The organism is Pseudonocardia adelaidensis (assembly GCF_039543345.1).
Lineage (GTDB): Bacteria > Actinomycetota > Actinomycetes > Mycobacteriales > Pseudonocardiaceae > Pseudonocardia > Pseudonocardia adelaidensis.
The window spans coordinates 34,264-56,896 of the sequence record NZ_BAABJO010000005.1 but is presented as its reverse complement, the minus strand read 5'-3'; the positions used below and the strand labels follow the sequence as shown (position 1 = coordinate 56,896).

The window sequence follows — 22,633 nt, the reverse complement described above, 5'->3', positions numbered from 1 at the left end:
CCTCATACCGCGCCGAGCACCGGCTCGAAGGCCAGCTCCGCCGCCCCCACGAGCTTGGCGTCGCGCCCGAGCGGGCTGGTCTCGATGCGGGTGCCCCCGACCGCCCTGCTCACCAGGCTCCGCTCGTGCACCTGCGTCCGGACGTGGTCGACGACCGCGGGCGGGAGCGCGGTGAACAGGTCGCCGAGCACCACGAGGTCCGGGGCCGTCACGTTGACGACCGTGACGAGACCGGTCGCCAGCCACTCGGCGAACTCGTCGAGTGGAGCGGTGGCCGGCCCGGGGAAGGGTGCGTCCGCGAGCGAGCGCAGCTCGGCCACCACCACGCCGCGCGGGGTGTCCTCGGGCAGCCCGAGGGCCCGGCACAGCGCCGCCTCCCCCACCTCGGTCTCCCAGCAGCCGCGGTTGCCGCAGTAGCAGGCCCGGCCGCCGGGCCGGACGACGAGATGGCCGATCTCACCGACGTACCCGCGCGTGCCCCGCAGGGGCCGGCCTGCCGCGATCACGCCACCGCCGACGCCGCGGTCGGCGGAGATGTAGACGAGGTCGTCGACGCCGTGCGCCTCGCCACGGACGTGCTCGGCGAGCGCGCCCAGCTCGGCGTCGTTGGCCACCTGCACCGGGATCCGCAGCACGGTCCCCAGCCGGGCGCCGAGCGCGACGTCGCGCCACCCGAGGTTGGGCGCCTCGTGCACGAACCCGTCGTCGCGCCGCACGACGCCGGGGACCGAGACCGCCGCGCCGCGGGCGGACACGGCGAGCTCGTCGGCGAGCAGCTGCGCCGACTCCGCGATGTGGGTGATCACCTCGCCCGGAACGCGGGTGCGGTGGTGCAGGTTCCAGCTGTGCCGGCCGAGCACCTGCCCGCCGATGCCGACCATGGCCATCGCGACCTGCTCGACGCGCACGTCGATGGCGAGCACGACGGCGGCCTCGGGCTCGGGCAGCACCATCAGCGACGGCCGGCCGGCCCCGTTGCGCTGCGCGGGCACCGCCTCGGTGACGACGCCGGCCTCGGCGAGGCCGTCGACCACCGCCTTGATCGTGCTGCGGTTGAGCCCCAGCTCGGAGGCGAGCGTGGCACGCGTGCAGGGCCCTGCGACGTGCAGGCGCCGGAGCAGGGCGGCGCGGTTGTGCCGGCGGGCCTCGTCGGGCCGGGCACCCGCCGTGACGGCGGACGCCCCGCCGCCGCCGTCACCGCCCCACGTGCGACTCACCTGCCGGCGACCGCCGATCGCCGCCGCGACAGCACGTCGACCCCCGCGGCGAGCAGGAGGACGATCCCGTTGACGAGGAACACCACCGACGCGGGCTGGCCGAGCAGGCCGAGGCCGTTGTTCACGGTGGCGAGCACCGCCCCGCCGATCACGGCGTTGCTGACGCGCCCGCGTCCGCCGAAGAGCGACGTGCCGCCGATGACCGCGGCGCCCACGGCGAACAGCAGCGTGTTGCCGCCGCCCGCGGCCGGGGACACCGAGCCCACCTTCGAGGAGTAGACGATCGCGCCGATCGCCGCGCACGCCGAGCCGATCACGAACACGGTGGCCCGCACGCGCGTGACGTCGATGCCCGCCCGGCGCGCGGCCTCCCGGTTGCCGCCGACCGCGTACACGTGCCGGCCGAAGCGGGTGCGGTCGAGCACGTACGTGCCCGCGACGAGCAGTACGAGCACGACCGGCACGACGTAGGGCACGCCCGCGATCGGCGTGGTGCCCGGCGAGCGGTCGAGCGTGAGCAGGAACGTCGCCACCGCGGCGAGCACCACCACGGCGCCCACCTTCAGCAGCACGAGCCCGGTCGGCTGCGCCACCAGCCCGAGCTTGCGCCGCGACCGCTGCCGGTTGAGCAGCACCGCCGCGTAGCCGCCCGCGGCGACCACGAACAGCACCCAGCTGCCCAGCGTCGACAGGTTGCCGTTGGCCACCGCGATGATCACCGGGTCGCGCAGGCCCAGGGTTCCGCCCTCGCCGATCAGCTGCAGGATGACGCCCTGCCACGCGATGAAGAGCGCCAGCGTCACCACGAACGAGGGCATGCCGAGCTTCGCGACGGCGAACCCGGTGAGGCAGCCGATCGTGACGCCGACGCACACGGCCAGGAGCATCTCCAGCCACGGGTTGGGCGGGAAACCGATCAACAGCAGCACGAACGCCACGGCCGAGAGCACGGCGCCGAACCAGATGCGCAACATCAGTGCCAGCACGATCGCGACCACGATCACCACGAGGAACATCACGAACACCGTGGTGCCCATGCCGCCGAGCAGGTTGCCGCCGCTCACCAGGTGCAGCGCCATGACGGCCGCCGCGAGCCCGGACGCCGTGCCGGCTGCGAGGTCGATCTCGCCCGTCAGCAGCACGAACACCAGGCCGATGGCGATGATCGTCTGCCCCGCCCCCTGCTGCAGCAGGTTGGCCAGGTTCAGCAGGCTGGGGAACGTACCACCCGTGTCCAGCACGGTGAACAGCACGAACAGCGCCGCGAGCCCGAGCAGGGCGGGCAGCGCGCCCAGCTCACCGTTGCGGAGATTGCTCAGGTAGGCGCGGATCGCCTCCTGGGTGCTCCGGGCCGTGGTGTCGATGCCGAAGTCGGCCGCACGCGCGGATGCGGGCGCGGCGCGCTCCGCCGCACCCACGGCGTCGGCCGTCTTCTCCACCTGCGACTCCTCGGACTTCGTCTTCTCGGTACTGACCTTCTCGGAAGGCATCAGACGGCCACACTCTCGGGGCGCTGCAGGCCGAGGTCACCCGACCGGCCCGCGGTGATCAGCTCGACGACCTGGCCGTGCGTCACGTCCTTGGTCGGCACCTGCGCGACCATCCGGCCCAGGTACAGGGTGGCGATCCGGTCGGCGACCTCGAACACGTCGGCCATGTTGTGGCTGATCAGCACGACGCCGAGGCCCTGCTCGGCCAGGCGGCGGACCAGGTCGAGCACCTGCCGGGTCTGCGCGACGCCCAGCGCGGCCGTCGGCTCGTCCAGCAGCACGACCCGGGAGTCCCACAGCACGGCCTTCGCGATGGCGACGGTCTGGCGCTGCCCGCCGGACAGCGCCGCCACCGGCATCCGCACCGAGGTGACGGTGCGCACCGACAGCGACGCCAGGGTGCGGCGGGCCGCCTGCTCCATGTCGGCCTCGTCGAGCAGCCAGGGCTTGCCCCGCTCCCGCCCGAGGAACATGTTCTGCACGATGTCGAGGTTGTCGGCCAGCGCGAGGTCCTGGTACACGACCTCGATGCCGAGGTGGGACGCGTCGGTGGGGCCGTGGATCGTGACCGGCTCGCCGGCGAAGCGGATCTCCCCGCTGTCGAACGGGTGGATGCCGGCCACGCACTTCACCAGCGTCGACTTGCCCGCCCCGTTGTCGCCGACGAGGGCGGTGACCTCACCGGCCCGCACGTCGAAGTCGACGTCGTGCAACACCTGCACGGCGCCGAAGCTCTTGTTGACCCCGCGCAGCTGCAGGATCGGTTCGCTCATGGTGCACCTCCGGTCCTCGTGAGCGGATGCGCGCACTCGAGCGCGCGCGTCCGCTCACGAGGGGTCGAGAGTTCAGCTGGCGCTGATCCCCAGCTGCTGGCAGGCGGCCTGGGTCTCGGCGACGCAGACCTCGGAGCCCTTGACCTGGCCGTCGTCGATCACCTTCTTGACGTTGTCCTTGGTGATCAGCTGCGGCTCGAGCAGCACCGACTTGACCTTGCGGTTGCCCTTGGTGTCATCCACCGAGCCGGTGGCGAGCGCACTGGCGGCGGCCGTGTCGCCCTTCGCCAGCGCGGCGGTGAGCGTCGCGGCGGCGTCCGCCTCCTGCTTGATCGGCTTGTAGACCGTCATGTACTGGTCGCCGCGCAGGATGGCCTGCAGGCCGGCCGGGGTGGCGTCCTGGCCGGTGACCGGGACCTTGCCGTTCAGCCCGTACTTCGTGAGGACGGTGATGATCCCGCCCGCGAGCTCGTCGTTGGCCGCGACGACGCCGTCCACCTTGCCGCCGTTGCCCGTGAGGATCTGCTCGAACGTGGTGCTGCCGACCTGGGCGTCCCAGTCTGCGATCTTCTGGCTCTGCACGAGCTTGTACTCACCGGACTGGTACTTCGGCCCGAGCACGCGCTGCTGGCCGTTGTAGAACAGCGTGGCGTTGTTGTCCGTGGGCGCGCCCTCGATCTCGATGATCTGGGGGTTCTGCTTGCCCCCCGCCTCGATGCCCTTCACGAGTCCCTCGCCCTGCAGCTGGCCGACCTTCTCGTTGTCGAACGAGACGTAGTAGTCGCTGGAGCCGCCGAGGTTGAGGCGGTCGTAGTCGATCGTCGGGACACCCTGGGCCTTGGCCTTCGCCGCCACGGCCGAGCCGGACTCGCTGCTGATCGACGCGATCACGAGCACCTTGACCCCGCTGGCGAGCATGCTGTCGGCCAGCGTGGAGAACTTCTGCTCGTCGCCGAGGGCGTTCTGGATGTCGGCGTCGAGACCCTCGGCCTGCATCGCCTTCTCCAGGAGCGGCTTGTCGAAGCCCTCCCAGCGGGCGGAGCTCTTGGTCTCGGGGAGGATCACCCCGACCTTGACCCCGCCGGTCGGCGCGTTGCTCTCGGCCGGCCCCGAGGGCGCGGCAGCGTTCTGGCCGCAGGCGGCGAGTACGAGGGCAGTTCCCAGCCCTGCGGCCGCGAGCGCGGTTCTCCTGGTGCGCATGGTCGTCCTTCCACAGCTGCGGGGAATGTTGTGACCGACAACGTATGTCCCCGACAGCGGTGGCGCCAAGCACACTGGATCGTTACAGTCCGGCGCGGACGGTCACATTTCGGTCTCACGGAGCGGCATTTGTTGTCGAGGACGCACTTCGGGGCGGCGTCCGGGCCCCTCGGGGCCGCGTGCGGCGGCGCCGGCGACCTCGATTCACCCGACCGTCCCGGCGTCACTCCATCAGGCGGAATCCCATGACGGATCGTGAGAGCGTCCGCCGCTACGGAGCGTGGTCAGGCTCCCGTTCGGCCCACCGTCTCCGGGGTGTCCCCGTCGCGCGACCGCAGTGCCACGGCGGCCACGACGGCGGCGATGCCGACGAACTCCAGCGCCGTCGGGACCTGCGCCAGCCCGATCAGGCCGACGACCGTGGCCGTGGCAGGCAGCAGGGCGAGCAGAACGGCGAACCGCGCCTGCCCGAGGCGGCGCAGAACAACCTGGTCCAGCACGTACGGCACCACGCTCGACAGCACGCCGACGCCCACCGCGAGCACGAGCACGAGCGGGTCGGCCAGCGCGGCGACCGCCCCCGTGCCCGCGGCGAAGAGCAGCGGCGAGAGCACGACGGCCGCCACGACGAACCCGACCGTCATGTCGTCCAGGCCGTTGCCGCCGGACGCCACGCGCTTGCCGAGCACGATGTACGCGGCCCACATCGTGGCCGCCCCGAGCGCCCACAGCACCCCCGAGGGGCTCCCTGACCAGCGCACATCTGCGATGAGGAGCACGCCGACGGCGGCGAAGAGCACCGCGGCGACGTCCCGCGGGCGGCGCGACGCCGCCGCCGCGACCGCCACCGGGCCGCAGAACTCGATCGCCACCGCCGTGCCGAGCGGCAGCCGGGCGATCGCCTCGTAGAACGCGATGTTCATCAGTGCGGTGGCCAGCCCGAACGCGGAGGCCCGCCAGAACCGGGCGCCGCGCCACGCCGATCGCGCAGGCCGCCGCCACGCCAGCAGCACCAGCGCGGCCCCGAGCAGGCGGAGCACGGCAACGGCGCTGGGCGGCAACCGGTCGAACAGCGCGACGGCCAGCGCCGCGCCGACGTACATCGAGACCGCGCCCACGACGAACAGGACGGGCGCCGGAACCCGGGTTGCCACACCACTCCGCACGTGTGCTCAGCGTAGTCGGCTTGTCAGAAGTGTTTACACGGGTCGTGTTGCGGCATCCCGTGCGGGAACGCATCATTCACACGTAGTCAACTGGATCTGCAGGAGTCACCGCAGCGTCACCGCGATGACGCTCGGCCATCCGGTCGAGCGTGACGTCCGTCGCGACGCGCCACGGGAACACGTGCAGGGGTGCTGAACGTCTGGGAGAGTGGGCGCACCGCGCGAGCGGTCGTCACAGCAAGCGATCTCGGGTCTGCAGCCCGGGGTCGAGACGGAGGGAGACCGCTATGCAGCCAGGAACCCTGACCCGGCCCGAGTTGACCGCCGCAGACCGCTGTGACCGTTGTGGGGCGGCTGCGAAGGTCCGGGCCGTGTTGCCGAAGGGCGGCGAACTGCTGTTCTGCGGTCACCACGCACGGGCCCACGCCGACAAGCTCCGCGAGCTGGAGATCGACGTGCAGTCAGGCAGTTGACCAGGCCGGCTCCGGCCGGCCCGATCCGACGCCACGACGGGGCGGGGACCACACAGGTCCCCGCCCCGTCGTCGTCCGTGCACCTGGTCAGCGCCAGGAGCGCAAGGTGGCGATGCGTTCCTCGAGCTGCTCGATGTTGGCCATGGCCGTGGGCGGCCCGCCGCAGGTCTTGCGCAGCTCGCTGTGGATCACGCCGTGCGGCTTGCCGGTGCGGTGGTGGTAGAGGGCCACCAGGGTGTTGAGCTCCTTGCGCAGCTTGTTCAGCTGCTCCCGGACCGTCAGCTGGGGCCGCTCGGCGGGCGGCGGCGCCACCGCGGGCGCCTTCTTCTGGGAGCGGGTCATCCACTCCTTCTGCCGCTGGTTGAGCAGGGTGCGCACCTGCTCGGGCTCGAGCAGGCCCGGGAGGCCGAGGTAGTCCTCCTCGTCGGCGGAGAACGAGGTGCCCTCGTAGATCAGCTGGTCCAGCTCGGCCTCCGCGCCGAGTGCGGTGAACGACTTCTCGTCCTCCCCCGGCTCGTCCTCCTGGCGCTGGGCGCGGGCGAGCAGCTCGTCGTCCCACTGCTCGTCGGCCCGGTGCGGCTTGCCGAGCACGTGGTCGCGCTGGGCCTCCAGCTCGCTCGCGAGCCCCAGCAGCACCGGCACGCTCGGCACGAAGACCGACGCCGTCTCCCCGGGCCTCCTCGACCGCACGAACCGCCCGATGGCCTGGGCGAAGAACAGCGGGGTGGACGCGCTCGTCGCGTACACGCCGACCGCGAGCCGCGGCACGTCGACGCCCTCGGACACCATCCGGACCGCCACCATCCAGCGGTCCTCCGACTCGGAGAACTTCGCGATCCGCGCCGAGGCACCCGGCTCGTCGGACAGCACGACGACCGGGGCGGTGCCGGTCACGCGGGTGAGGATCTCGGCGTAGGCGCGCGCGGTGGTCTGGTCCGACGCGATCACGAGGCCGCCCGCGTCCGGCATACCGCCGTTGCGGTGGGCGGTGAGCCGCCGGTCGGCCGCCGACAGCACCGCCGGGATCCACTCGCCCGCCGGGTCGAGCGCGGTGCGCCAGGCGCGGGCGGTCTGCTCCGCCGTCATCGGCTCGCCGAGCCGGGCCGTCATCTCCTCGCCCGCGCTCGTGCGCCAGCTGGACGTCCCGGAGTAGGCGAGGAACACGACGGGCCGCACGACGCCGTCCGCGAGGGCCTCGGCGTAGCCGTAGGAGTGGTCGGCGCGGCTGCGCAGGCTGCCGTCGGAGTCCGGGAGGTAGTCGACGAACGGGATCGGGTTGTCGTCGCTGCGGAACGGGGTGCCGGTGAGCGTGAGCCGCCGGGTGGCGCCGTCGAAGGCCTCCCGCACGCCGTCACCCCACGAGCGGGCGTCGCCGGCGTGGTGCACCTCGTCGAGGACCACCAGGGTGCGCCGGTTCTCCGTGCGCGCCCGGTGCAGGAGCGGGTGCGACGCCACGCCCGCGTAGGTCACGGCGATACCCCGGTAGTCCGACGACGTGGCGCCGGTGGAGTTGCGGAAGTCCGGGTCCAGCGCGATGCCGACGTTCGCCGCAGCCACCGCCCACTGGTGCTTGAGGTGCTCGGTGGGCGTCACCACCGTGATCGCGTCGATCACCCGGTCGGCGATCAGCTCGGAGGCCACGCGCAGCGCGAACGCGGTCTTGCCCGCGCCGGGCGTCGCGACGGCGAGGAAGTCCTTGGGCGCGGCGGCGAGGTAGCGGGCGAGTGCGCTGCGCTGCCAGGCGCGCAACGGTCGTGCGGAGGGAGCGATCTGCTGGGCCTGAGGGGTCGGCGCGGACACACATCTCCCTGACGTCTCGACTGCGAGGGATCCGGCCCGGCACGGGCGACCGCGACGGCACCGTTGATGTCGCGGGGCGGCTGGGGGGCGTCGATCAGGTTAACGGGCCGCGCCCGCGGGACGGGTGGGACCCGCCGATGGTGCATGCTGGGGGACGGACGCCGGCGCCCCCTGACCGGGTGGCGACGACTTGCCCCCGGTGCCCGGCGGGGGCGATGCTCCGGCAGCCCCCTGCCGGCACCGAGGAGCCCGCGATGATCGACCCGCACCCGCCAGCAGCGGATGCCGCGGCAGCCGCCACCACCGGGTTGGACGCGTTGATCGCCGACGGGCAGACCGGCCCGCTGGGGCTGCTGTCCGGGGGCTCGGCGCTGCGGATGGCCGCAGGCCTCGCGGCACGGCCGGGAGCCGTTGCCCGCCGCGGCGTGGGCCTCGCCGCCGAGCTGGCCCGGATCGGCGCCGGCCGCTCCCGACTGCTGCCGGGCCCGGACGACGACCGCTACGCCGACCCGGCGTGGATGCGCAACCCGCTCCTGCGCCGCCTCGCCCAGGCACACCTCGCTGCGAGCGCCGCCGCCGACGCGCTCGTGTCCGATGCCGGGCTCGCCGCCCCCGACGAGGCGCGGATGCGCGCCGCCGTCGCCGCGCTCTCGGGCGTGCTCTCCCCGACCACGACCCCGCTGAACCCCGCGGTGTGGCGAGCGGCCATCGGCACCGGCGGGGCGAGCGCCGTGCGCGGTGTGCGCAGGCTCGTCGGCGACATGGCCGCGCCGCCACGCACGCCCGTCCCCGCGGCGGCCGGCACGTTCGAGGTGGGCACCGATGTCGGCGCGACGCCGGGGGCGGTGGTGCTGCGCACGCCCGTCTTCGAGCTCATCCAGTACCTGCCCCGCACCGAGCTGGTGCACGAGGTGCCGCTGCTCGTCGTGCCGCCCGTGCTGAACCGCTACTACCTGGCCGACCTCGCGCCCGGCCGCAGCATCGTCGAGCACCTCGTCCGGGCGGGCGTGCAGGTGTTCGCCCTGTCCTGGCGCAACCCCGACCCCGCCGACCGGGCCCACGCACACTGGGACCTCGACACGTACGGCCGGGCCGTGCTCGACGGGATGGACGCCGCCGAGCACGTGACCCGGACCCACCGCTCGTCCCTGATGGCGTTCGGCGCGGGCGGCACGATCACCGCGATGCTGCTCGCCCACCTCGCCGCCACCGGCACCCAGGACCGGGTCGCCGCCGTGACGCTCGCCGGCACCGTGCTCGATGCCCGGTCCGTGCCGCCGGACCCGGTAGCCGCGCGGGCCGCCGTGGCGGAGTCCGAGCGCGCGGGCCACCTCGACGGCCGCCCACTGCTCGCCGAGCTGGCCTGGCGGGCGCCGGACACCCTGCTCTGGCCGCAGGCCGTGCACTCCTACCTCTGCGGCGCCGAACCGCCCGCGTCGGAGGTGCTGTTCTGGCTCACCGACACGGCGCGCGCGCCGGCCGGCCTGCACCGCGACCTCGTCGACGTCGCCCTGCGGGCCCCGCTCGCGGTGCCGGGCGCGGCCAGCCTACTCGACACCCCGCTGGACCTGGCCAAGGTCGACCGCGACTGCTACCTGGTGACCGGTGCGGCCGACCCGGTCACCACCTGGCGCGATGCGTACGCGGCGGCGGACCTGCTCGGCGGCACCTGCCGGTTCGTGCTCGCGACAGGGGGGCACGCCGCCTCGCTGGTGAGCCCGCCGGGCGGCATCGGCGCCGGGTTCCGGGCGGGCACCGCCGTACCCGGCGAGCCGGGGCGCTGGCTCGCCGACGCCGAGGACCGGCCCGGCTCGTGGTGGACCGACCACCTCTCGTGGCTCGTCGCGCGCAGCGGCCCGGTGCGGGACGCCCCGCCGGAGCTCGGCGGGCGCGGCATGCACGCGCTGGCCCCGGCCCCCGGCGCGTACGTGCTGGGACGTTAGCGAGACGCCAGGCGGTGTCGGGAAAGCGGCGGAGCCGCTTCGAGGGAGCACGTCACCGGCACCGCTACGCAAAGTACGTCCACAGTGTCTAAGCGGCGTCGGGGACGCGGGCGACGGCGAGCCGGTAGGACGAGTACCGGGTGCTGCGCATCGTGCTGAGCTCCTCGAGCTCCACCCCGGCGTCGGCGAACGCCTTGCGGAACTCGTGCTCGTAGGTGACCCGCCCGAAGTGGATCGTGGTGACGTGCTGGGCCAGCGGCTTCGCCCACTCCAGCAGCGGGGACCGGTGGTGGTGGAACGTCTGCGTGCTGTAGAGCCGCCCGTCCGGGGAGAGCAGCGACGCGACGTGCGCGATGGCGGCTGCCGGGTCGGGGAGCAGCATCAGGCTGGCGCTGAAGTACACGGCGTCGTACGGGCCGCCACGGTGGTCGTAGACCGAGCCCAGCACAGGCGTGACGTGGCCGGTGAGGCCGGCGCGGCCCAGCGCCGCCTGGCAGCACGCCAGGTAGTCCCGGTCGATGTCGAGGCCGACCACGCCGAGCCCCTTGGCGCGCACCACGTCGGCGCACCGCGCCAGCGCCGCTCCCGTGCCGATCCCGACGTCGAGGATGCGGGCACCGGTGGGCAACCGCGCGAGCACGTGCCGGTACCACGTGGCCGTCATGCCGGCGATGACCCGGTCGTACACCCAGGCGCGGAGCGCGCTGCGCAGGGGGACCTGGGCCGGGGACGGCATGCTGGCGGGTACCCCGGCAGAGTGGTCAGTCAACAGCGCGGCCGCTCAGTCCCCGCCACCGTCATTGCCGTCGCCCTTGCGGAACGTGTCGAAGATCTTCTTGCACTCCGGGCACACCGGCGAGCCCGGCTTCGGGGAGCGGGTGACCGGGAACGTCTCGCCGCACAGCGCCACCACCATGTTGCCGAGCACCGCACTCTCGGTGATCTTGGCCTTCTTCACGTAGTGGAACATCTTCGGCGCGTCGTCGCCGGAGGTGTCGGTGCCCTCGGGCCGGGTGTCGACGTCGGGCAGAACCTGCGTGGCCATGTCGTCCATGATGCCGCACGTGCCCGTTCCCGTCTCCCCACCTGATCCGTTCCCGCGTGCGCAGTTGCTGACCTCACCCGAAGTCGCCGACGCCGTCGCCGCCGGCCGTCCGGTGGTGGCGTTGGAGAGCACGCTGCTCGCCCACGGCCTGCCGGCTCCACAGAACCGGGCCGCCGCCGAGGACCTCGAGACCGCCGTCCGCGCCCACGGCGCCGTGCCCGCCACCGTCGCCGTCCTCGACGGGGTCGCCCGCGTCGGGCTCACCGCGGCCGAGCTGGACCGCGTGTGCGCGGGTGGGCTCGCGAAGCTGTCGGCCCGCGACCTCGGCGCCGCGGTCGGCCTGCGCCGGGACGGCGCCACGACGGTGGCGGCGACCGCCGCGCTCGCCCACGCCGCGGGCGTGCGGGTGTTCGCGACCGGCGGGCTGGGCGGTGTGCACCGCGGTGCCCGGGAGACCTGGGACGTGTCCGCCGACCTGGCCGCGCTCGCCGGCACACCGGTGCTCGTCGTGTGCTCGGGTGTGAAGTCGATCCTCGACGTGCCGGCCACCCTCGAGGTCCTCGAAACCGAGTCGGTGCCCGTCCTCGGCTACCGCACCGACGCCTTCCCCGGGTTCTACCGCCGCGACTCCGGCCACCCGGTGCCGTGGCGGGTGGACACGCCCGCCGAGGCCGCCGCGGTGTGGCTGGCGCACCGGGCGCTGGGTGGGACGTCGGGCGCCGTGCTCGCGCAGCCCGTGCCGCCGGACGCCGAGCTCGACGGCGTGCTGCACGACCGGCTGCTGGACGAGGGGCTGGCGCTCGTCGCGTCGCGCGGGGTCACCGGCAAGGACGTCACGCCGGTGCTGCTGGAGCACTTCCACGCCGAGAGCGACGGCGCGAGCCTGCGGACCAACCTCGCCCTCGTGCTGGCCAACGCCGAGCTGGCCGCGCGGGTGGCGGGCGCGCTCGGCACATGACACCGCCGCGGTTCGGGCCCCGGGTCGTGGTGGTGGGCGACGTCGCGGTGGACGTCCTGGTCGAGCCGTGCTCGCCCGCCGTCGCCGGCGCGGACGTGCCCGCCCGGATCCGCACGCGCGCCGGAGGGGCCGGCGCGAACACCGCCGCGTGGCTCGCGCACCTCGGCGCGGACGTCACGCTCGTCGCGCGGGTCGGCGACGACCCGGCGGGGCGCGCGGCCACCGACGACCTGCGGGCGGCCGGGGTGCGCCCCGCGCTCGCGGTGGATCCCGAGCTCCCCACGTGCACGGTGGTCGTGCTCCTCGCCGACGGCGACCGCACGATGCTCTCCGACCGCGGGGCCGCCGCCCGGCTGGCGCCCGCCGACCTGCCGTCCGTCGAAGCGGCCGATCACCTGCACCTCTCGGGCTACGTCCTGCTCGGCCCGGCGTCGCGGGCCGCGGGGCGGGCGGCACTCGCCCGGGCCCGCGCGGCCGGGCTGAGCACGTCGGTGGACCCGCAGGTCGCGCCCGCCCTCGGCGCCGGGTTCACCGACGACGTCCGGGGCGTCGACCTGCTCCTGCCGAACGCCGCCGAGCTGGCCGCCCTCGGGGGCGCCGAGGCGCTGCGCGGTGTGGTGGGGGCGGTCGCGGCGACGGACGGCCCGGCCCCGGCCCGCTGGACCGACCGGGACGGGACGAGGACCGCGCAGCCGCCGCCCATCGAGGTGGTGGACCCGACGGGCGCGGGCGACGCCTTCGACGCGGGTGTGCTCGTCGCGTGGCTCACCGGCGCGGGCCCCGCGGCCGCCCTGGAGGCGGGCTGCGCCGCGCGCGCGGCGGCGGTGGGGCGGCTGGGCGCGCGGCCCGGCTGAGCCCCAGCGGTTCGCGGTGGGTTAGCAGCACCCGCACCGGATCGCCGATCACGGGGAAATGGCCGACCTTCTGCCCTTGAGCACCGCGCTGGCTCGGCGCCGACCCGCCCGGCCGGACCGCCTCACGGCGGCGCCGCGCTCATCTAGTGTCCCGAGTCGGAAGTTCGGTGCGTATATCGGCGGATCCAGGTTCTCGCTGAGTGCGCCGGCGAGCCGGCCTCGTACCGGGCGTACTCGGCCGGTTCGCCGGTGCGCTCAGCGTGGAGCTGGGCCGTCGAGATACGTGGTGGACTTTCGACTCGGGACACTAATGTCCCCCGCCGGAAGTCCGTTGGGTAAGTCGGTGGATCCAGGTTCTCGCTGCGTGTGCCGGGCGACGGCCCTCGTACCGGGCGTACTCGGGACGTCGGCCGGTGCGCGCAGCGTGGGGCTGGGCCGCCGAATTGTTCGGCGGACTTCCGGCGGGGGCACTAGCGCACTAGCAGCCCAGTGCAGCCGCCAGCTCGCCGACGCCGCGGACCACCAGGTCGGCGCTGGTGTCGACCGCCCGGTCCGCCGTGTGGTCCGGGCCCTTCTCGCCCGGGCGCTCGAGGAACGCGGTGCGCAGCCCCGCGTTCGCCGCCCCGGTGATGTCCCACCCGTGGCAGGCGACGAGGAGCATGCGCGCCGGCTCCACGCCGAGCAGGCCGGCCGCAGTGCGGTACACGGCCGGGTCGGGCTTGTACGTGCGGGCGAGCTCGGCCGAGAGAACCGCGTCGAACCGCAGGCCCGCGTGCTTGGCGAGGTGCGTGAGCAGCGCGAACCCGCCGTTCGACAGGGCCACCACGAGGTAGCGCCCGCGCAGCCGGTCCAGGCCGCCCGCCACGTCGTCCCAGGCGGGCAGCCGGTACCAGCAGCGCACCAGCTGCTCACGGACCGCCTCGGCGAAGCGGTCGGCGAGGCCGAGCTCGTCCAGGACGTCGTCGAGGGACTCCCGGTGGAGCGTGTCGAGCGGCGTCCACGGCCGCTCGCCGGTCCGCACGCGCGCCATCGACGGGAGGTACCGGTCGCGCCACGCGCCCGCGAGCGCCGCGGCGTCGACGTCGATCCCGCGCGCGGCGGCGATCCCGGTGACCTGGCAGGTGATCCCGGTCCACCAGTCGACGCTCGTACCGAAGACGTCGAAGGCCAGCACGTCGACCTCGTCCGCTCTCATGACCCGACTCCCAGATCGACCTGCAACCACTCGTCGAGGCCCCGCTGCCCGGCCGTCGTCAACCGCACCACCCGGCTCGCCTCGGACAGGCGCACCCAGTCCAGCTCGATCAGCCGGCTCGTGAGGGCGGCGCCGAGGCTCCCCGCCAGGTGGTGGCGCCGCTCGCTCCAGTCCATGCACCGGCGGGCCAGCGGCCGGCGCAGGCGGTCGAGCCCGTCGAGCCGGACGCCGATCTCCGCGAGCACCAGCGGGCCCTCGGCGGTGACGGCGTAGCCGCGTTCCCGTTCGACGAGCACCCCGCGCCGCGCGAGCGCTTCGGTGAGGACGACACCGACCGTGCCCGCAAGGTGGTCGTAGCACATCCTGGCCCGCCGCAGGTTCTGCCCGCGGACGGACGCGCGCAGCGACGTGACCCGGTCCGGCGGCGCGAGCAGCAGCAGGCCTTCGAGGGCGTCCGCCACCGCGGTGGCCAGCCGGAAGTGCCGCTGCCGGCCGGCGGACTCGACGACGAGCAGCCCGCCCTCGACGAGCTTGCGCAGGTGCGCGCTCGCCAGCGATGCGGACACCCCCGCGACGTCGGCCAGCGCGGACGCCGACATGGGCCGGCCGCCGAGCAGCGCCAGCAGCATCGCGACGCGCGTGCGGTCGGCGAGCAACGCCCCGATCCGCGCGAGGTCGGCCTCTCCGGTCACGGACCGAACGTAACCGGCGGATGCTTCAACGGCGGTTGAAGTGTGCCGGCGCCTCTAGCCGTCGATGACCGGGTGCTCGCGCTGCTCGATCTGGCGGCGGTCGGGCTGGTAGCGGTTGGTCTTCTCCGCCTTGTTGGGCAGCCGGTCGTTGGCGATGAGCACGGCCACCCACGGCAGCGGGATCGACAGCACCAGCAGGGCGACCGCGAGCCACGGGATCTGGTAGAAGGCGGCGGCGGCGATCATGAAGGGGATCCGCATCCCCATCATGATCTTGTAGCGCCGCTTCCGGACGGCGAGTTCCTCCTCGTAGGAGCGGGCCGCATCGGTGATGAGAACCGGGTCGGTTGCGCGCTGCGGATCTGCTGCCACGGCTGCATGTACTCCCTCTGGCGCCTGTCGCGCCTGCACCCATCGTGCCACTCGGGTGCGGCCGCGTCTGCCCCACCCGGGTGCCCGTTTCACCGGGCCGGCACGCGCGGCTCGCCGGGGTTCGTGCGCCCCTCCAGCAGGGCGTGCAGCTCGGCCGCGCTGCGGGGCCGGGCGTCCGATCCCGCGGCGCGCAGCAGCCGGTGCACGGCGGGCGCCCACGCCGGGCCGAGCCGGGCGGTCCGCAGCAGGTCCGGGTCGCCGAGCACGGCATCGGCGGGCCCGGTCCGCACCCGCCCGTCGACGACCACCGCGACATCGGCGGCCCACCGGTGGGCGAGGTCGACGTCGTGGGTGGACAGCACCGGGGTCGTGCCACCGGCCTCCAGCTCGGCGAGGGTGACCAACAGCGCTTCGACCCCGGCGGGGTCGAGGCCCGCCGTCGGCTCGTCGAGCACCAGCAGCCGGGGTGCCATCGCCACGGCGCCCGCGATCGCCACGCGCTTCTTCTGGCCGAACGAGAGCAGGTGCGGGGGCCGGTCCGCGACCGCGGTGAGGTCGAGCGCGGCGAGGGCGGCGTCCACCCGGGCGCGCACCGTGGCCTCGTCCAGCCCGAGGTTGACCGGCCCGAACGAGACGTCCTGGGCCACGGTGGCGGCGAAGAGCTGGTCGTCCGGGTCCTGCAGCACGAGCTGCACCTGGGTGCGCAGCGCGGTCCGGCCTGCGCGGGTGCGGCGCACCGGGACCCCGTCGAGCAGCACCTGCCCCGCGTCCGGGGCGAGCGCCCCGGCGAGCAGCCGGAAGAGCGTGGTCTTGCCGCCGCCGTTCGGGCCGAGGACGGCGGTGCGGCGCCCGCCGTGCAGCGCGAGGTCGGCGCCGGTGAGGACGGGCCGGCCGGGCTCGTACGCGAAGTGCAGGCCGCGGGCCTCGAGCACCGGGGGCGTCACGCGAACGCCAGCGACAGGGTGACGACGGCCGCGAGCAACACCGCGGTTGCCGCCAGGAACCGGCGGGAGAGCCGCTGCGCGGGCAGCTGCACCCGCAACGCTCCCGGCTCACCGCGCAGAGCGAGGCCCTGTTCCATGCGCCGCGCCCGGTCGAACGCGCTCACGAACACCGCACCGGCCTGGCCCGCCACCGATCGGAACGCCGTGCGCAAGTCCCGGAACCCGAGCCGGCCCGCCTGCGCCGCCCGCACCGCGGCGATGCGGTCGAGCAGCAGGAACAGCATGCGGTAGACGAGCCCCGCGACGTCGACCACGGCCGGCGGCACCCCGAGCCGGGCCAGCCGGGGCAGGGTGTCGGCGAGCGGCGTGGTGGCCGCGAACAGCAGCAGGCACAGCACGGCCGCCGTGGCGCGCCCGGTCAGCGCGAGCGCCGCGCCCACCCCTGCGGGATCGACCCGGACGAGCGCCGGGCCGCCCACCGAGAACAGCAGCGGCAGCGCACCGACCACGACGAACGTGAGCGGGCCGCGCGCTGCCCGCAGCAGGCGGAGCACCCCGAGCCCCGCCGGCCCGAGCAGCAGCGCCGCCGCCACGGCCCCGACGACCAGGGCGCCGGGCCACGGCGGCAGCGCGACGGCGCAGCAGAGCAGGCCGAACGCGAGCGCGGCCTTCTCCCCCGGGTGCCGGTGGCGCCACGGCCCGGTGCAGGCCACGGCATCGAGCGCGGGCATCAGGCCGGCGGGTCGGCGGGCGGCGGGGCGTTGCGGCGGCGGGTGCGGGCCACCCCGAACACGTAGCCCAGCACGCCGCCGCCGATCGCCGCCTGCATCGCGAACAGGCCGGACGCCGTCTCCGGCGACGGCGCGAACAGCGGCGCGAACCACGGCCGGTAGTCGCTCTCGTCGATCCGCTCCACGGCGACGCCGTCGGCGCCCGCGAACTCGGTGTCGCTGCCGATGACGAGCGGGACGGCCGCGAGCAGCACGACTCCCACCACGAGCAACCAGTTGACGAGGCTGAACCGGGACATTCACGCCTCCTGGCGGGCCGGGCGGATGCCGAGCCGGGCGAGCTCGGCCGGGCTGACGCGGGTGAGCAGGCGCACGACCAGGACCGTCAGCAGGCCCTCGCTCACCGCCAGGGGGACCTGCGTCACGGCGAAGATCGCGATGAACTCGGCGAGGGCCCCGGGCACGCCGGAGGCGGGGTCCGGGTGGGCGAGCGCGAGCTGCACGGCCGTGGTGCAGTAGGTCGAGAGGTCGGCCAGCGCCGCGGCGAGGAACACCGCGGCCGAGAGCCCGCCGCCCAGCCGCCGGACCAGCGCGTACACCCCGTACGCGACCCACGGCCCCACCACCGCCATCGAGACGGCGTTGGCACCGAGCGTGGTGATCCCGCCGTGGGCGAGCAGCAGTGCCTGGAAGGTGAGCACGATCGTGCCGAGCAACGCCATCACGGGTGGTCGGAACAGGATCGCCCCGAGGCCGGTGCCCGTCGGGTGGGAGCTGGAGCCGGTGACGGACGGGAGCTTCAGCGCCGAGAGCACGAACGTGAACGCGCCGGCCGCCCCGAGCAGGAGCCGCGTCTCGGGCTCCTCCCGGACCTGGCGGACCACGGCCCGCGCCCCGTGCACCACGAACGGGGCGGCCACCGCCGTCCAGGCCAGTGCGTGCAGCGGCGGCAGGTACCCCTCGGCGATGTGCACCGGCAGAACCTAAGCCGCCGGCACGATCACCTTCAAGCCTGAACAGTCCTTCAATCGTTCAGAGGTCGGCGCGGACGCCCCGGGCACTGATCACCGAGGCTGCGGCCCTGAGGCCGTTGCCCGATCGTGAGGGCCGGGATGGTGGCCTTCGGCATCGCCATCGTGACCGATCCGATCAGTACCTCCCAGCGCACCGTCCCCCGCTCGCGACCGGCTGCCCCACGCCTCGCCTCGGCCCCGAAGCGCGGGCCTCCGGGATCGCGCGCGGGTCACACGCCCCGTCTCGCGTCACGCACCCGGTCGACGAGGTGCGCCCTCCTAGCGGTGATCAGCACCGTGGGCGTGCAGGACGACCTCGCCGACGACGCCCTCGGACACCACGTCCAGCAGCCGGGTGGTGAGGCCACCGGTGACCCGGTAGCGGACGAGCCTGCCCTCCCGGTGCGCGCTCACCATCCCGTGGGCGCGCAGCAGCCGCAGCGCGTGCGAGACGGCGCTGTCGCTCATCCCGACGGCGAACGCCAGGTCGGAGACGCACAGGTCACCCGCGTGGTGCAGCGCGAGCAGGATGCTGAGCCGGTTGACGTCGCCCAGCGCGTCGAGCACGGCGGCGGAGTGCTGCACCTGCGCGGCGTCGGCCAGGACGGCCGCGGCGTCGCACACCTGGTCGGGATCGATGACCCGCGCGTCCCGGCGGGCCGCTGGGACCCGGTGCACTCAGCCTCCAGCCTTCGCGCCGCTCTTCATCGCCGCCTTCTTGGCCTGCTTGTACTCGCGGACCTGCGCCAGCGACGCGGCATCGACGACGTCGGCGACCGAGCGGTGCACGCCCTCCTCGCCGTACCCGCCCGCCGCCTCCCGCCAGCCCGGCGGGGTGACCCCGCGCTGCTTGCCGAGCAGCGCGGTGAAGATCTGCGCCTTCTGCGTGCCGTACCCGGGCAGGGCGGCGAGCCGGCGGAAGAGCTCGCGCCCGTCCTCGACGCCGCTCCAGAGCCGGGACGCGCCACCGTCGTACTGCTCGACGACGGCGGCGGCGAGCGCCTGCACCCGTCCGGCCATCGAGCCGGGGTAGCGGTGCACGGCGGGCGGGCCGCGGAAGACCTGGACGAGCGCCTCGGGGTCGTACGCGGCGAGCTCGCGGGCGTCGAGCACGGTGACGCCGAGCCGCTGGGCGATCAGCGCCGGGCCGGCGAACGCCCGCTCCATGGGGAACTGCTGGTCCAGCAGCATGCCGATCAGCAGTGCGAGCGGGTCGCGGTCGAGCAGCGCGTCGGCGTCGGCGTCCTGGGCGAGACAGAGGGCCACGACCGGAGGGTAGCGCCGCCACGGCCTCCGGGAGCCATCCAGCGCCGCCCGGACCCGCACACACCAACATCCGCGCTCGCACACCGACTTCGGTGCTGACACACCAACTGCAGTTGGTGTGCGGGCACCACCGTTCGTGTGTGACCGCCCGGCACGGGTCGGTATGCCGCACGCGAGACTGTCGGCGTGCTTCCCCACCTCTCCCCCGCCGCCGCCGAGGCACTGCGTACTGCGCTGCTGCGCGCCCGCTACACCACCGACGGCGTCCGGGAGCTGCTCGGCCCGTCCGCGCACGCCGCGCTGGGGCGCAGCGAGGTCGAGCCGGCCTTCCGCGCGAGCCGGGACGGCGCTGAGCTCGGGGTGCTCGTGCGGCTGCTGCTGCTCGGCTCGACCGAGCCGGACGCCGCCGTCGCGGCCGCGCTCGCGCCGCTTCCGCCCGCCGACGCGGCGGCCGCCGGCCTGCTCCTGCAGGAGGCGCAGGGCTGGCGCGCGGCGCTCGACCTGCGCCCGTACGGCGACGACGACGGCGACTGGTGGGTGCTCTCCGACCTGGATGCCCGCCGCCAGGAACGCGACCACGTCACGGGGGTGGGGGCCGCGTCGCTGACGCTCGCCGCCGCCACGGTCCGGCGCCCCGTGGGCTCGCTGCTCGACCTCGGCACCGGCTGCGGCGTGCAGGCCCTGCACGCCGGAAGGCACGCCCGGGCCGTCACGGCCACCGACGTCGCGCCGCGGGCGCTCGCGATGGCGCGGGCGACGTTCGCGCTGAGCGGGGTCGACGTGGAGCTCGTGGACGGGCCGTGGCTGGAGCCGGTTGCCGGCCGCCGGTTCGACCAGATCGTGTCCAACCCGCCGTTCGTGCCGGGACCCGCGCGCGTCGACTACGTCTACCGCGACTCCGGCCAGGACGGCGACGCCGCGCTGGCGGCGTTGCTGCGCGCCCTCCCCGAGCACCTGGAGCCCGGCGGCGTGGCCCAGCTGCTCGGCTCGTGGCTGCACGTGCGGGGCGAGGACTGGCCCGACCGCGTGCGGTCCTGGCTGCCGGACGGCGTCGACGCGTGGATCGTGCAGCGGGAGGTGTCCGACCCGGCGCTGCACGTCGGCACGTGGCAGCGCGACGCGGGGCTCGACCTCGCCTCCCCCGGGGCGCGCGAGCAGGCGGGCGCGTGGCTGGACTGGATGGAGCGCGAGCGCGTCGAGGCCGTCGGGTTCGGGTTCCTCACCCTGCGCCGCACGGACGGGGAGCCGAGCGTGGTGTTCGAGGACCTCCTCGGGGAGGTCGCCGACCCGCTCGGCCCGGAGACGGCGGGCTGGCTGGACCGCATCGACTGGCTGCGCGCCCACGCCCGTGACGACGCGCTGCTCGCCGCGCCGCTGGCGGTGGCCCCGTCGGTGGTGCTGGAGACGTACGCGGAACCGGGCGCCGAGGGGTGGACCGAGGTCGGCGCCGCCGTCGCGCGGCTCGACGGGCCGCGCTGGCGGCACGAGGTCGACGGCCCCGCCGCCGCGCTGCTGGCCGGCTGCCAGGGCGCGCTCGCGCTCGGCGAGCTCGTGGAGCTGCTGGCCGTCGCGCACGACCGGCCGGCGGGCGAGCTGGTGGCCGCGGCCCTCCCGGCCGTGCGCGAGTTCGTCAGGCACGGCGTCCTGGTGCCGGCATGAGGGCTGCCCGATGAGAGCAGTGGTGACGCGCGTCACACGGGCGGCGGTGCGGGTGGACGGCCAGGTGGTCGGCGAGATCGACGGCCCCGGCCTGCTGGTGCTGCTCGGTGTGCACCGCGACGACACGGTGGCCGCCGCTCCCGTGATGGCCCGGAAGCTGCACGAGCTGCGGATCCTGCCCGGAGAGGTGTCGTGCGCGGATGCGGGCGCACCGCTGCTGGTGGTGAGCCAGTTCACGCTCTACGGGGAAACCCGCAAGGGCAGGCGCCCGTCCTGGTCGGCCGCCGCCGCGCCCGAGAAGGCAGAACCGCTGGTGGAGGCGGTGGTGGCCGCGTTGCGGGAGCGTGGCGCTCCGGTGGCCACGGGGGTGTTCGGCGCGATGATGGCCGTGGAATCGGTGAACGACGGGCCGTTCACGGTGCTCGTGGAGGTGTGACTCCCGGCCGGGCTGAGGGCGCGCTGAGAGAGCATGAGTGCATGCGCTCACTCTGGGAACGATATGAACTGAGGGGGCGTTGACCCCCATGAGAGCCACGAGCGGACGGCTGTAGCCCAACGCCCCGCCCGGGTCGCGCAAGGGGAGGACCACATGACAGCGCCCACCATCAACGGGCCCGCGAAGACTGCACGGCCCGCCATCCCGGGTCAGCGTACCGACTCCGACGCGCTGGGTACCACTCCTGGCGACCGTCCCGAGGAGATCGCCCCGGAGATCTCCGCCGAGGACCTCGACGCCCAGAGTCCCGCGGCCGACCTCGTGCGCGTCTACCTGAACGGTATCGGCAAGACCGCGCTGCTCACCGCGGCGCAGGAGGTCGAGCTGGCCAAGCGCATCGAGGCGGGCGTCTTCGCCCAGCACGTGCTCGACTCAGCGGCGCCCGGCGAGCTCGACAAGCAGTACGCCGCCGACCTGCGGGCGATCGTCCGCGACGGCCGGCGGGCCCGCAACCACCTGCTCGAGGCCAACCTGCGCCTCGTCGTGTCGCTGGCCAAGCGCTACACCGGTCGCGGCATGCCGCTGCTGGACCTGATCCAGGAGGGCAACCTCGGCCTCATCCGCGCGGTGGAGAAGTTCGACTACACCAAGGGCTTCAAGTTCTCGACCTACGCCACGTGGTGGATCCGCCAGGCGATCACCCGCGGCATGGCCGACCAGGCCCGCACCATCCGCCTGCCCGTCCACCTCGTCGAGCAGGTCAACAAGCTGGCGCGGATCAAGCGCGACCTGCACCAGAAGCTCGGCCGCGACGCCACCCACGAGGAGCTCGCCGCGGAGTCGGGCATCGACGAGGAGAAGATCGCCGACCTGCTCGACCACGCTCGCGACCCGGTGAGCCTCGACATGCCGGTCGGGTCCGAGGAGGAGGCGCCGCTCGGCGACTTCATCGAGGACGGCGAGGCCACCGACGCCGAGACCACCGTGATCTCGCACCTCCTGCACGACGACCTCCGCCGGGTGCTCGCCACCCTCGAGGAGCGCGAGCAGCAGGTCATCCGGATGCGCTACGGCCTCGACGACGGCCAGCCGCGCACGCTCGACCAGATCGGCCGCCGCTTCGGGCTGTCCCGGGAGCGGGTGCGCCAGATCGAGCGCGAGGTCATGGCGAAGCTGCGGATCGGCGAGCGCGCCGACCGGCTGCGCGCCTACGCGAGCTGACACCGGTGCCCTGGCCGGCGCCACCCGAATGGGCTCCCCGTGAGCCGGGTGGCGCCGGCCAGCGCACTGTGTACCTGTTCCGGCGGAGCGCTCCGACCGGGGCACACCGGCGAGAGCCCAGCTTCACACGATCGAGTAGTGCCCCCCGCCGGGGGGCCGGCACGTATATCGGCGGATCCAGGTTT

24 protein-coding genes are annotated in these 22,633 nt (G+C 74.5%); 7 read left to right on the top strand and 17 right to left on the bottom strand.

Annotation, left to right across the window (positions count from 1 at the left end; all coding sequences use genetic code 11):
* Positions 1–2: 2 nt before the first annotated feature.
* The 5 genes from ABEA81_RS07735 to ABEA81_RS07715 form a co-directional block, all read right to left on the bottom strand.
* On the bottom strand, positions 3–1,217 hold the full coding sequence (locus ABEA81_RS07735; protein WP_345604148.1) for an ROK family transcriptional regulator: 1,215 nt from the start codon (positions 1,215–1,217) through the stop codon (positions 3–5).
* Positions 1,214–2,707: a sugar ABC transporter permease gene (locus ABEA81_RS07730; RefSeq protein ID WP_345604147.1), complete on the bottom strand. Its 1,494-nt coding sequence runs from the start codon at positions 2,705–2,707 to the stop codon at positions 1,214–1,216. The genes ABEA81_RS07735 and ABEA81_RS07730 overlap by 4 nt, the downstream gene beginning before the upstream one ends.
* On the bottom strand, positions 2,707–3,480 hold the full coding sequence (locus ABEA81_RS07725) for an ATP-binding cassette domain-containing protein (RefSeq protein ID WP_345604146.1): 774 nt from the start codon (positions 3,478–3,480) through the stop codon (positions 2,707–2,709). The genes ABEA81_RS07730 and ABEA81_RS07725 overlap by 1 nt, the downstream gene beginning before the upstream one ends.
* A gap of 72 nt (positions 3,481–3,552) precedes the next feature.
* Positions 3,553–4,680 (bottom strand): sugar ABC transporter substrate-binding protein, encoded by a 1,128-nt coding sequence (locus ABEA81_RS07720; RefSeq protein ID WP_345604145.1) that lies wholly within the window; start codon positions 4,678–4,680, stop codon positions 3,553–3,555.
* Between the two features lie 284 nt (positions 4,681–4,964).
* Positions 4,965–5,783, bottom strand: a complete 819-nt coding sequence (locus ABEA81_RS07715) for an EamA family transporter (RefSeq protein WP_345604418.1) — start codon at positions 5,781–5,783, stop codon at positions 4,965–4,967.
* A gap of 350 nt (positions 5,784–6,133) precedes the next feature.
* On the opposite strand from ABEA81_RS07715, the gene ABEA81_RS07710 reads away from it, so the two are divergent.
* A complete protein-coding gene (locus tag ABEA81_RS07710; RefSeq protein WP_142047742.1) occupies positions 6,134–6,319 on the top strand; it encodes a DUF7455 domain-containing protein in 186 nt (61 codons plus the stop codon).
* Between the two features lie 87 nt (positions 6,320–6,406).
* Here ABEA81_RS07710 and ABEA81_RS07705 read toward each other — a convergent pair whose 3' ends face one another.
* A complete protein-coding gene (locus ABEA81_RS07705) occupies positions 6,407–8,119 on the bottom strand; it encodes a DEAD/DEAH box helicase (protein WP_345604144.1) in 1,713 nt (570 codons plus the stop codon).
* A 254-nt stretch (positions 8,120–8,373) separates the two neighbouring features.
* Between ABEA81_RS07705 and ABEA81_RS07700 the strand changes: the two genes are divergently transcribed.
* Entirely contained in the window at positions 8,374–10,062 is a 1,689-nt protein-coding gene (locus ABEA81_RS07700) for a PHA/PHB synthase family protein (protein WP_345604143.1), read from the top strand.
* A gap of 88 nt (positions 10,063–10,150) precedes the next feature.
* Here ABEA81_RS07700 and ABEA81_RS07695 read toward each other — a convergent pair whose 3' ends face one another.
* Together ABEA81_RS07695 and ABEA81_RS07690 are read right to left on the bottom strand one after the other, a co-directional pair.
* The gene (locus tag ABEA81_RS07695; RefSeq protein WP_345604142.1) at positions 10,151–10,798 is read right to left on the bottom strand and encodes a class I SAM-dependent methyltransferase; all 648 of its coding nucleotides are present in this window, start codon (positions 10,796–10,798) and stop codon (positions 10,151–10,153) included.
* A 45-nt stretch (positions 10,799–10,843) separates the two neighbouring features.
* Positions 10,844–11,107 carry a DUF3039 domain-containing protein gene (locus ABEA81_RS07690; RefSeq protein ID WP_345604141.1) on the bottom strand — a complete coding sequence of 88 codons (264 nt, stop codon included), beginning with the start codon at positions 11,105–11,107 and terminating at the stop codon, positions 10,844–10,846.
* A 10-nt stretch (positions 11,108–11,117) separates the two neighbouring features.
* Here ABEA81_RS07690 and ABEA81_RS07685 point away from each other — a divergent pair, with 10 nt between their 5' ends.
* Entirely contained in the window at positions 11,118–12,065 is a 948-nt protein-coding gene (locus tag ABEA81_RS07685) for a pseudouridine-5'-phosphate glycosidase (protein ID WP_345604417.1), read from the top strand.
* Positions 12,062–12,919 (top strand): carbohydrate kinase family protein, encoded by an 858-nt coding sequence (locus ABEA81_RS07680; protein WP_345604140.1) that lies wholly within the window; start codon positions 12,062–12,064, stop codon positions 12,917–12,919. The genes ABEA81_RS07685 and ABEA81_RS07680 overlap by 4 nt, the downstream gene beginning before the upstream one ends.
* 478 nt (positions 12,920–13,397) lie before the next feature.
* Here the strand turns inward: ABEA81_RS07680 and ABEA81_RS07675 are convergent, their stop codons facing one another.
* The 9 genes from ABEA81_RS07675 to ABEA81_RS07635 form a co-directional block, all read right to left on the bottom strand.
* Positions 13,398–14,114, bottom strand: coding sequence for a haloacid dehalogenase type II (locus tag ABEA81_RS07675; RefSeq protein WP_345604139.1), 717 nt, complete (start codon positions 14,112–14,114; stop codon positions 13,398–13,400).
* Complete coding sequence (locus ABEA81_RS07670) at positions 14,111–14,806, bottom strand: ArsR/SmtB family transcription factor (protein WP_345604138.1); 696 nt, start codon at positions 14,804–14,806, stop codon at positions 14,111–14,113. Before ABEA81_RS07670 ends, ABEA81_RS07675 begins: the two co-directional genes overlap by 4 nt.
* 54 nt (positions 14,807–14,860) lie before the next feature.
* The gene (locus ABEA81_RS07665; RefSeq protein WP_345604137.1) at positions 14,861–15,178 is read right to left on the bottom strand and encodes a DUF3099 domain-containing protein; all 318 of its coding nucleotides are present in this window, start codon (positions 15,176–15,178) and stop codon (positions 14,861–14,863) included.
* 89 nt (positions 15,179–15,267) lie between these two features.
* On the bottom strand, positions 15,268–16,122 hold the full coding sequence (locus ABEA81_RS07660; protein WP_345604136.1) for an energy-coupling factor ABC transporter ATP-binding protein: 855 nt from the start codon (positions 16,120–16,122) through the stop codon (positions 15,268–15,270).
* Positions 16,119–16,853, bottom strand: coding sequence for a cobalt ECF transporter T component CbiQ (gene cbiQ / locus ABEA81_RS07655; RefSeq protein WP_345604135.1), 735 nt, complete (start codon positions 16,851–16,853; stop codon positions 16,119–16,121). The genes ABEA81_RS07660 and cbiQ overlap by 4 nt, the downstream gene beginning before the upstream one ends.
* The gene (locus tag ABEA81_RS07650) at positions 16,853–17,152 is read right to left on the bottom strand and encodes an energy-coupling factor ABC transporter substrate-binding protein (protein ID WP_345604134.1); all 300 of its coding nucleotides are present in this window, start codon (positions 17,150–17,152) and stop codon (positions 16,853–16,855) included. Before ABEA81_RS07650 ends, cbiQ begins: the two co-directional genes overlap by 1 nt.
* Positions 17,153–17,827, bottom strand: a complete 675-nt coding sequence (locus tag ABEA81_RS07645) for an energy-coupling factor ABC transporter permease (RefSeq protein ID WP_345604133.1) — start codon at positions 17,825–17,827, stop codon at positions 17,153–17,155. It lies immediately after the preceding gene.
* A 318-nt stretch (positions 17,828–18,145) separates the two neighbouring features.
* Positions 18,146–18,544 carry an ArsR/SmtB family transcription factor gene (locus tag ABEA81_RS07640; RefSeq protein ID WP_345604132.1) on the bottom strand — a complete coding sequence of 133 codons (399 nt, stop codon included), beginning with the start codon at positions 18,542–18,544 and terminating at the stop codon, positions 18,146–18,148.
* Entirely contained in the window at positions 18,545–19,132 is a 588-nt protein-coding gene (locus ABEA81_RS07635) for an HhH-GPD-type base excision DNA repair protein (protein ID WP_345604131.1), read from the bottom strand. It abuts the gene before it with no gap.
* A gap of 186 nt (positions 19,133–19,318) precedes the next feature.
* On the opposite strand from ABEA81_RS07635, the gene ABEA81_RS07630 reads away from it, so the two are divergent.
* From ABEA81_RS07630 to ABEA81_RS07620, 3 genes are all read left to right on the top strand, one after another.
* Positions 19,319–20,791: a DUF7782 domain-containing protein gene (locus ABEA81_RS07630; RefSeq protein ID WP_345604130.1), complete on the top strand. Its 1,473-nt coding sequence runs from the start codon at positions 19,319–19,321 to the stop codon at positions 20,789–20,791.
* Between the two features lie 10 nt (positions 20,792–20,801).
* Positions 20,802–21,227, top strand: coding sequence for a D-aminoacyl-tRNA deacylase (gene dtd / locus ABEA81_RS07625; RefSeq protein ID WP_345604129.1), 426 nt, complete (start codon positions 20,802–20,804; stop codon positions 21,225–21,227).
* A gap of 153 nt (positions 21,228–21,380) precedes the next feature.
* Positions 21,381–22,448 carry a sigma-70 family RNA polymerase sigma factor gene (locus ABEA81_RS07620; protein WP_345604128.1) on the top strand — a complete coding sequence of 356 codons (1,068 nt, stop codon included), beginning with the start codon at positions 21,381–21,383 and terminating at the stop codon, positions 22,446–22,448.
* The last annotated feature ends 185 nt before the right edge of the window (positions 22,449–22,633 follow it).

What these genes read in the sequence shown, in the direction of transcription:
- ABEA81_RS07725 (WP_345604146.1), bottom strand. Translation starts at nt 3,480, where the DNA reads ATGAGCGAACCGATCCTGCAGCTGCGCGGGGTCAACAAGAGCTTCGGC.
- ABEA81_RS07715 (WP_345604418.1), bottom strand. Translation starts at nt 5,783, where the DNA reads ATGTACGTCGGCGCGGCGCTGGCCGTCGCGCTGTTCGACCGGTTGCCG.
- ABEA81_RS07680 (WP_345604140.1), top strand. Translation starts at nt 12,062, where the DNA reads ATGACACCGCCGCGGTTCGGGCCCCGGGTCGTGGTGGTGGGCGACGTC.
- ABEA81_RS07690 (WP_345604141.1), bottom strand. Translation starts at nt 11,107, where the DNA reads ATGGCCACGCAGGTTCTGCCCGACGTCGACACCCGGCCCGAGGGCACC.
- ABEA81_RS07675 (WP_345604139.1), bottom strand. Translation starts at nt 14,114, where the DNA reads ATGAGAGCGGACGAGGTCGACGTGCTGGCCTTCGACGTCTTCGGTACG.
- ABEA81_RS07650 (WP_345604134.1), bottom strand. Translation starts at nt 17,152, where the DNA reads ATGTCCCGGTTCAGCCTCGTCAACTGGTTGCTCGTGGTGGGAGTCGTG.
- ABEA81_RS07700 (WP_345604143.1), top strand. Translation starts at nt 8,374, where the DNA reads ATGATCGACCCGCACCCGCCAGCAGCGGATGCCGCGGCAGCCGCCACC.
- ABEA81_RS07730 (WP_345604147.1), bottom strand. Translation starts at nt 2,707, where the DNA reads ATGCCTTCCGAGAAGGTCAGTACCGAGAAGACGAAGTCCGAGGAGTCG.
- ABEA81_RS07685 (WP_345604417.1), top strand. Translation starts at nt 11,118, where the DNA reads ATGCCGCACGTGCCCGTTCCCGTCTCCCCACCTGATCCGTTCCCGCGT.
- ABEA81_RS07720 (WP_345604145.1), bottom strand. Translation starts at nt 4,680, where the DNA reads ATGCGCACCAGGAGAACCGCGCTCGCGGCCGCAGGGCTGGGAACTGCC.
- ABEA81_RS07620 (WP_345604128.1), top strand. Translation starts at nt 21,381, where the DNA reads ATGACAGCGCCCACCATCAACGGGCCCGCGAAGACTGCACGGCCCGCC.
- ABEA81_RS07710 (WP_142047742.1), top strand. Translation starts at nt 6,134, where the DNA reads ATGCAGCCAGGAACCCTGACCCGGCCCGAGTTGACCGCCGCAGACCGC.
- dtd (WP_345604129.1), top strand. Translation starts at nt 20,802, where the DNA reads ATGAGAGCAGTGGTGACGCGCGTCACACGGGCGGCGGTGCGGGTGGAC.
- cbiQ (WP_345604135.1), bottom strand. Translation starts at nt 16,853, where the DNA reads ATGCCCGCGCTCGATGCCGTGGCCTGCACCGGGCCGTGGCGCCACCGG.
- ABEA81_RS07695 (WP_345604142.1), bottom strand. Translation starts at nt 10,798, where the DNA reads ATGCCGTCCCCGGCCCAGGTCCCCCTGCGCAGCGCGCTCCGCGCCTGG.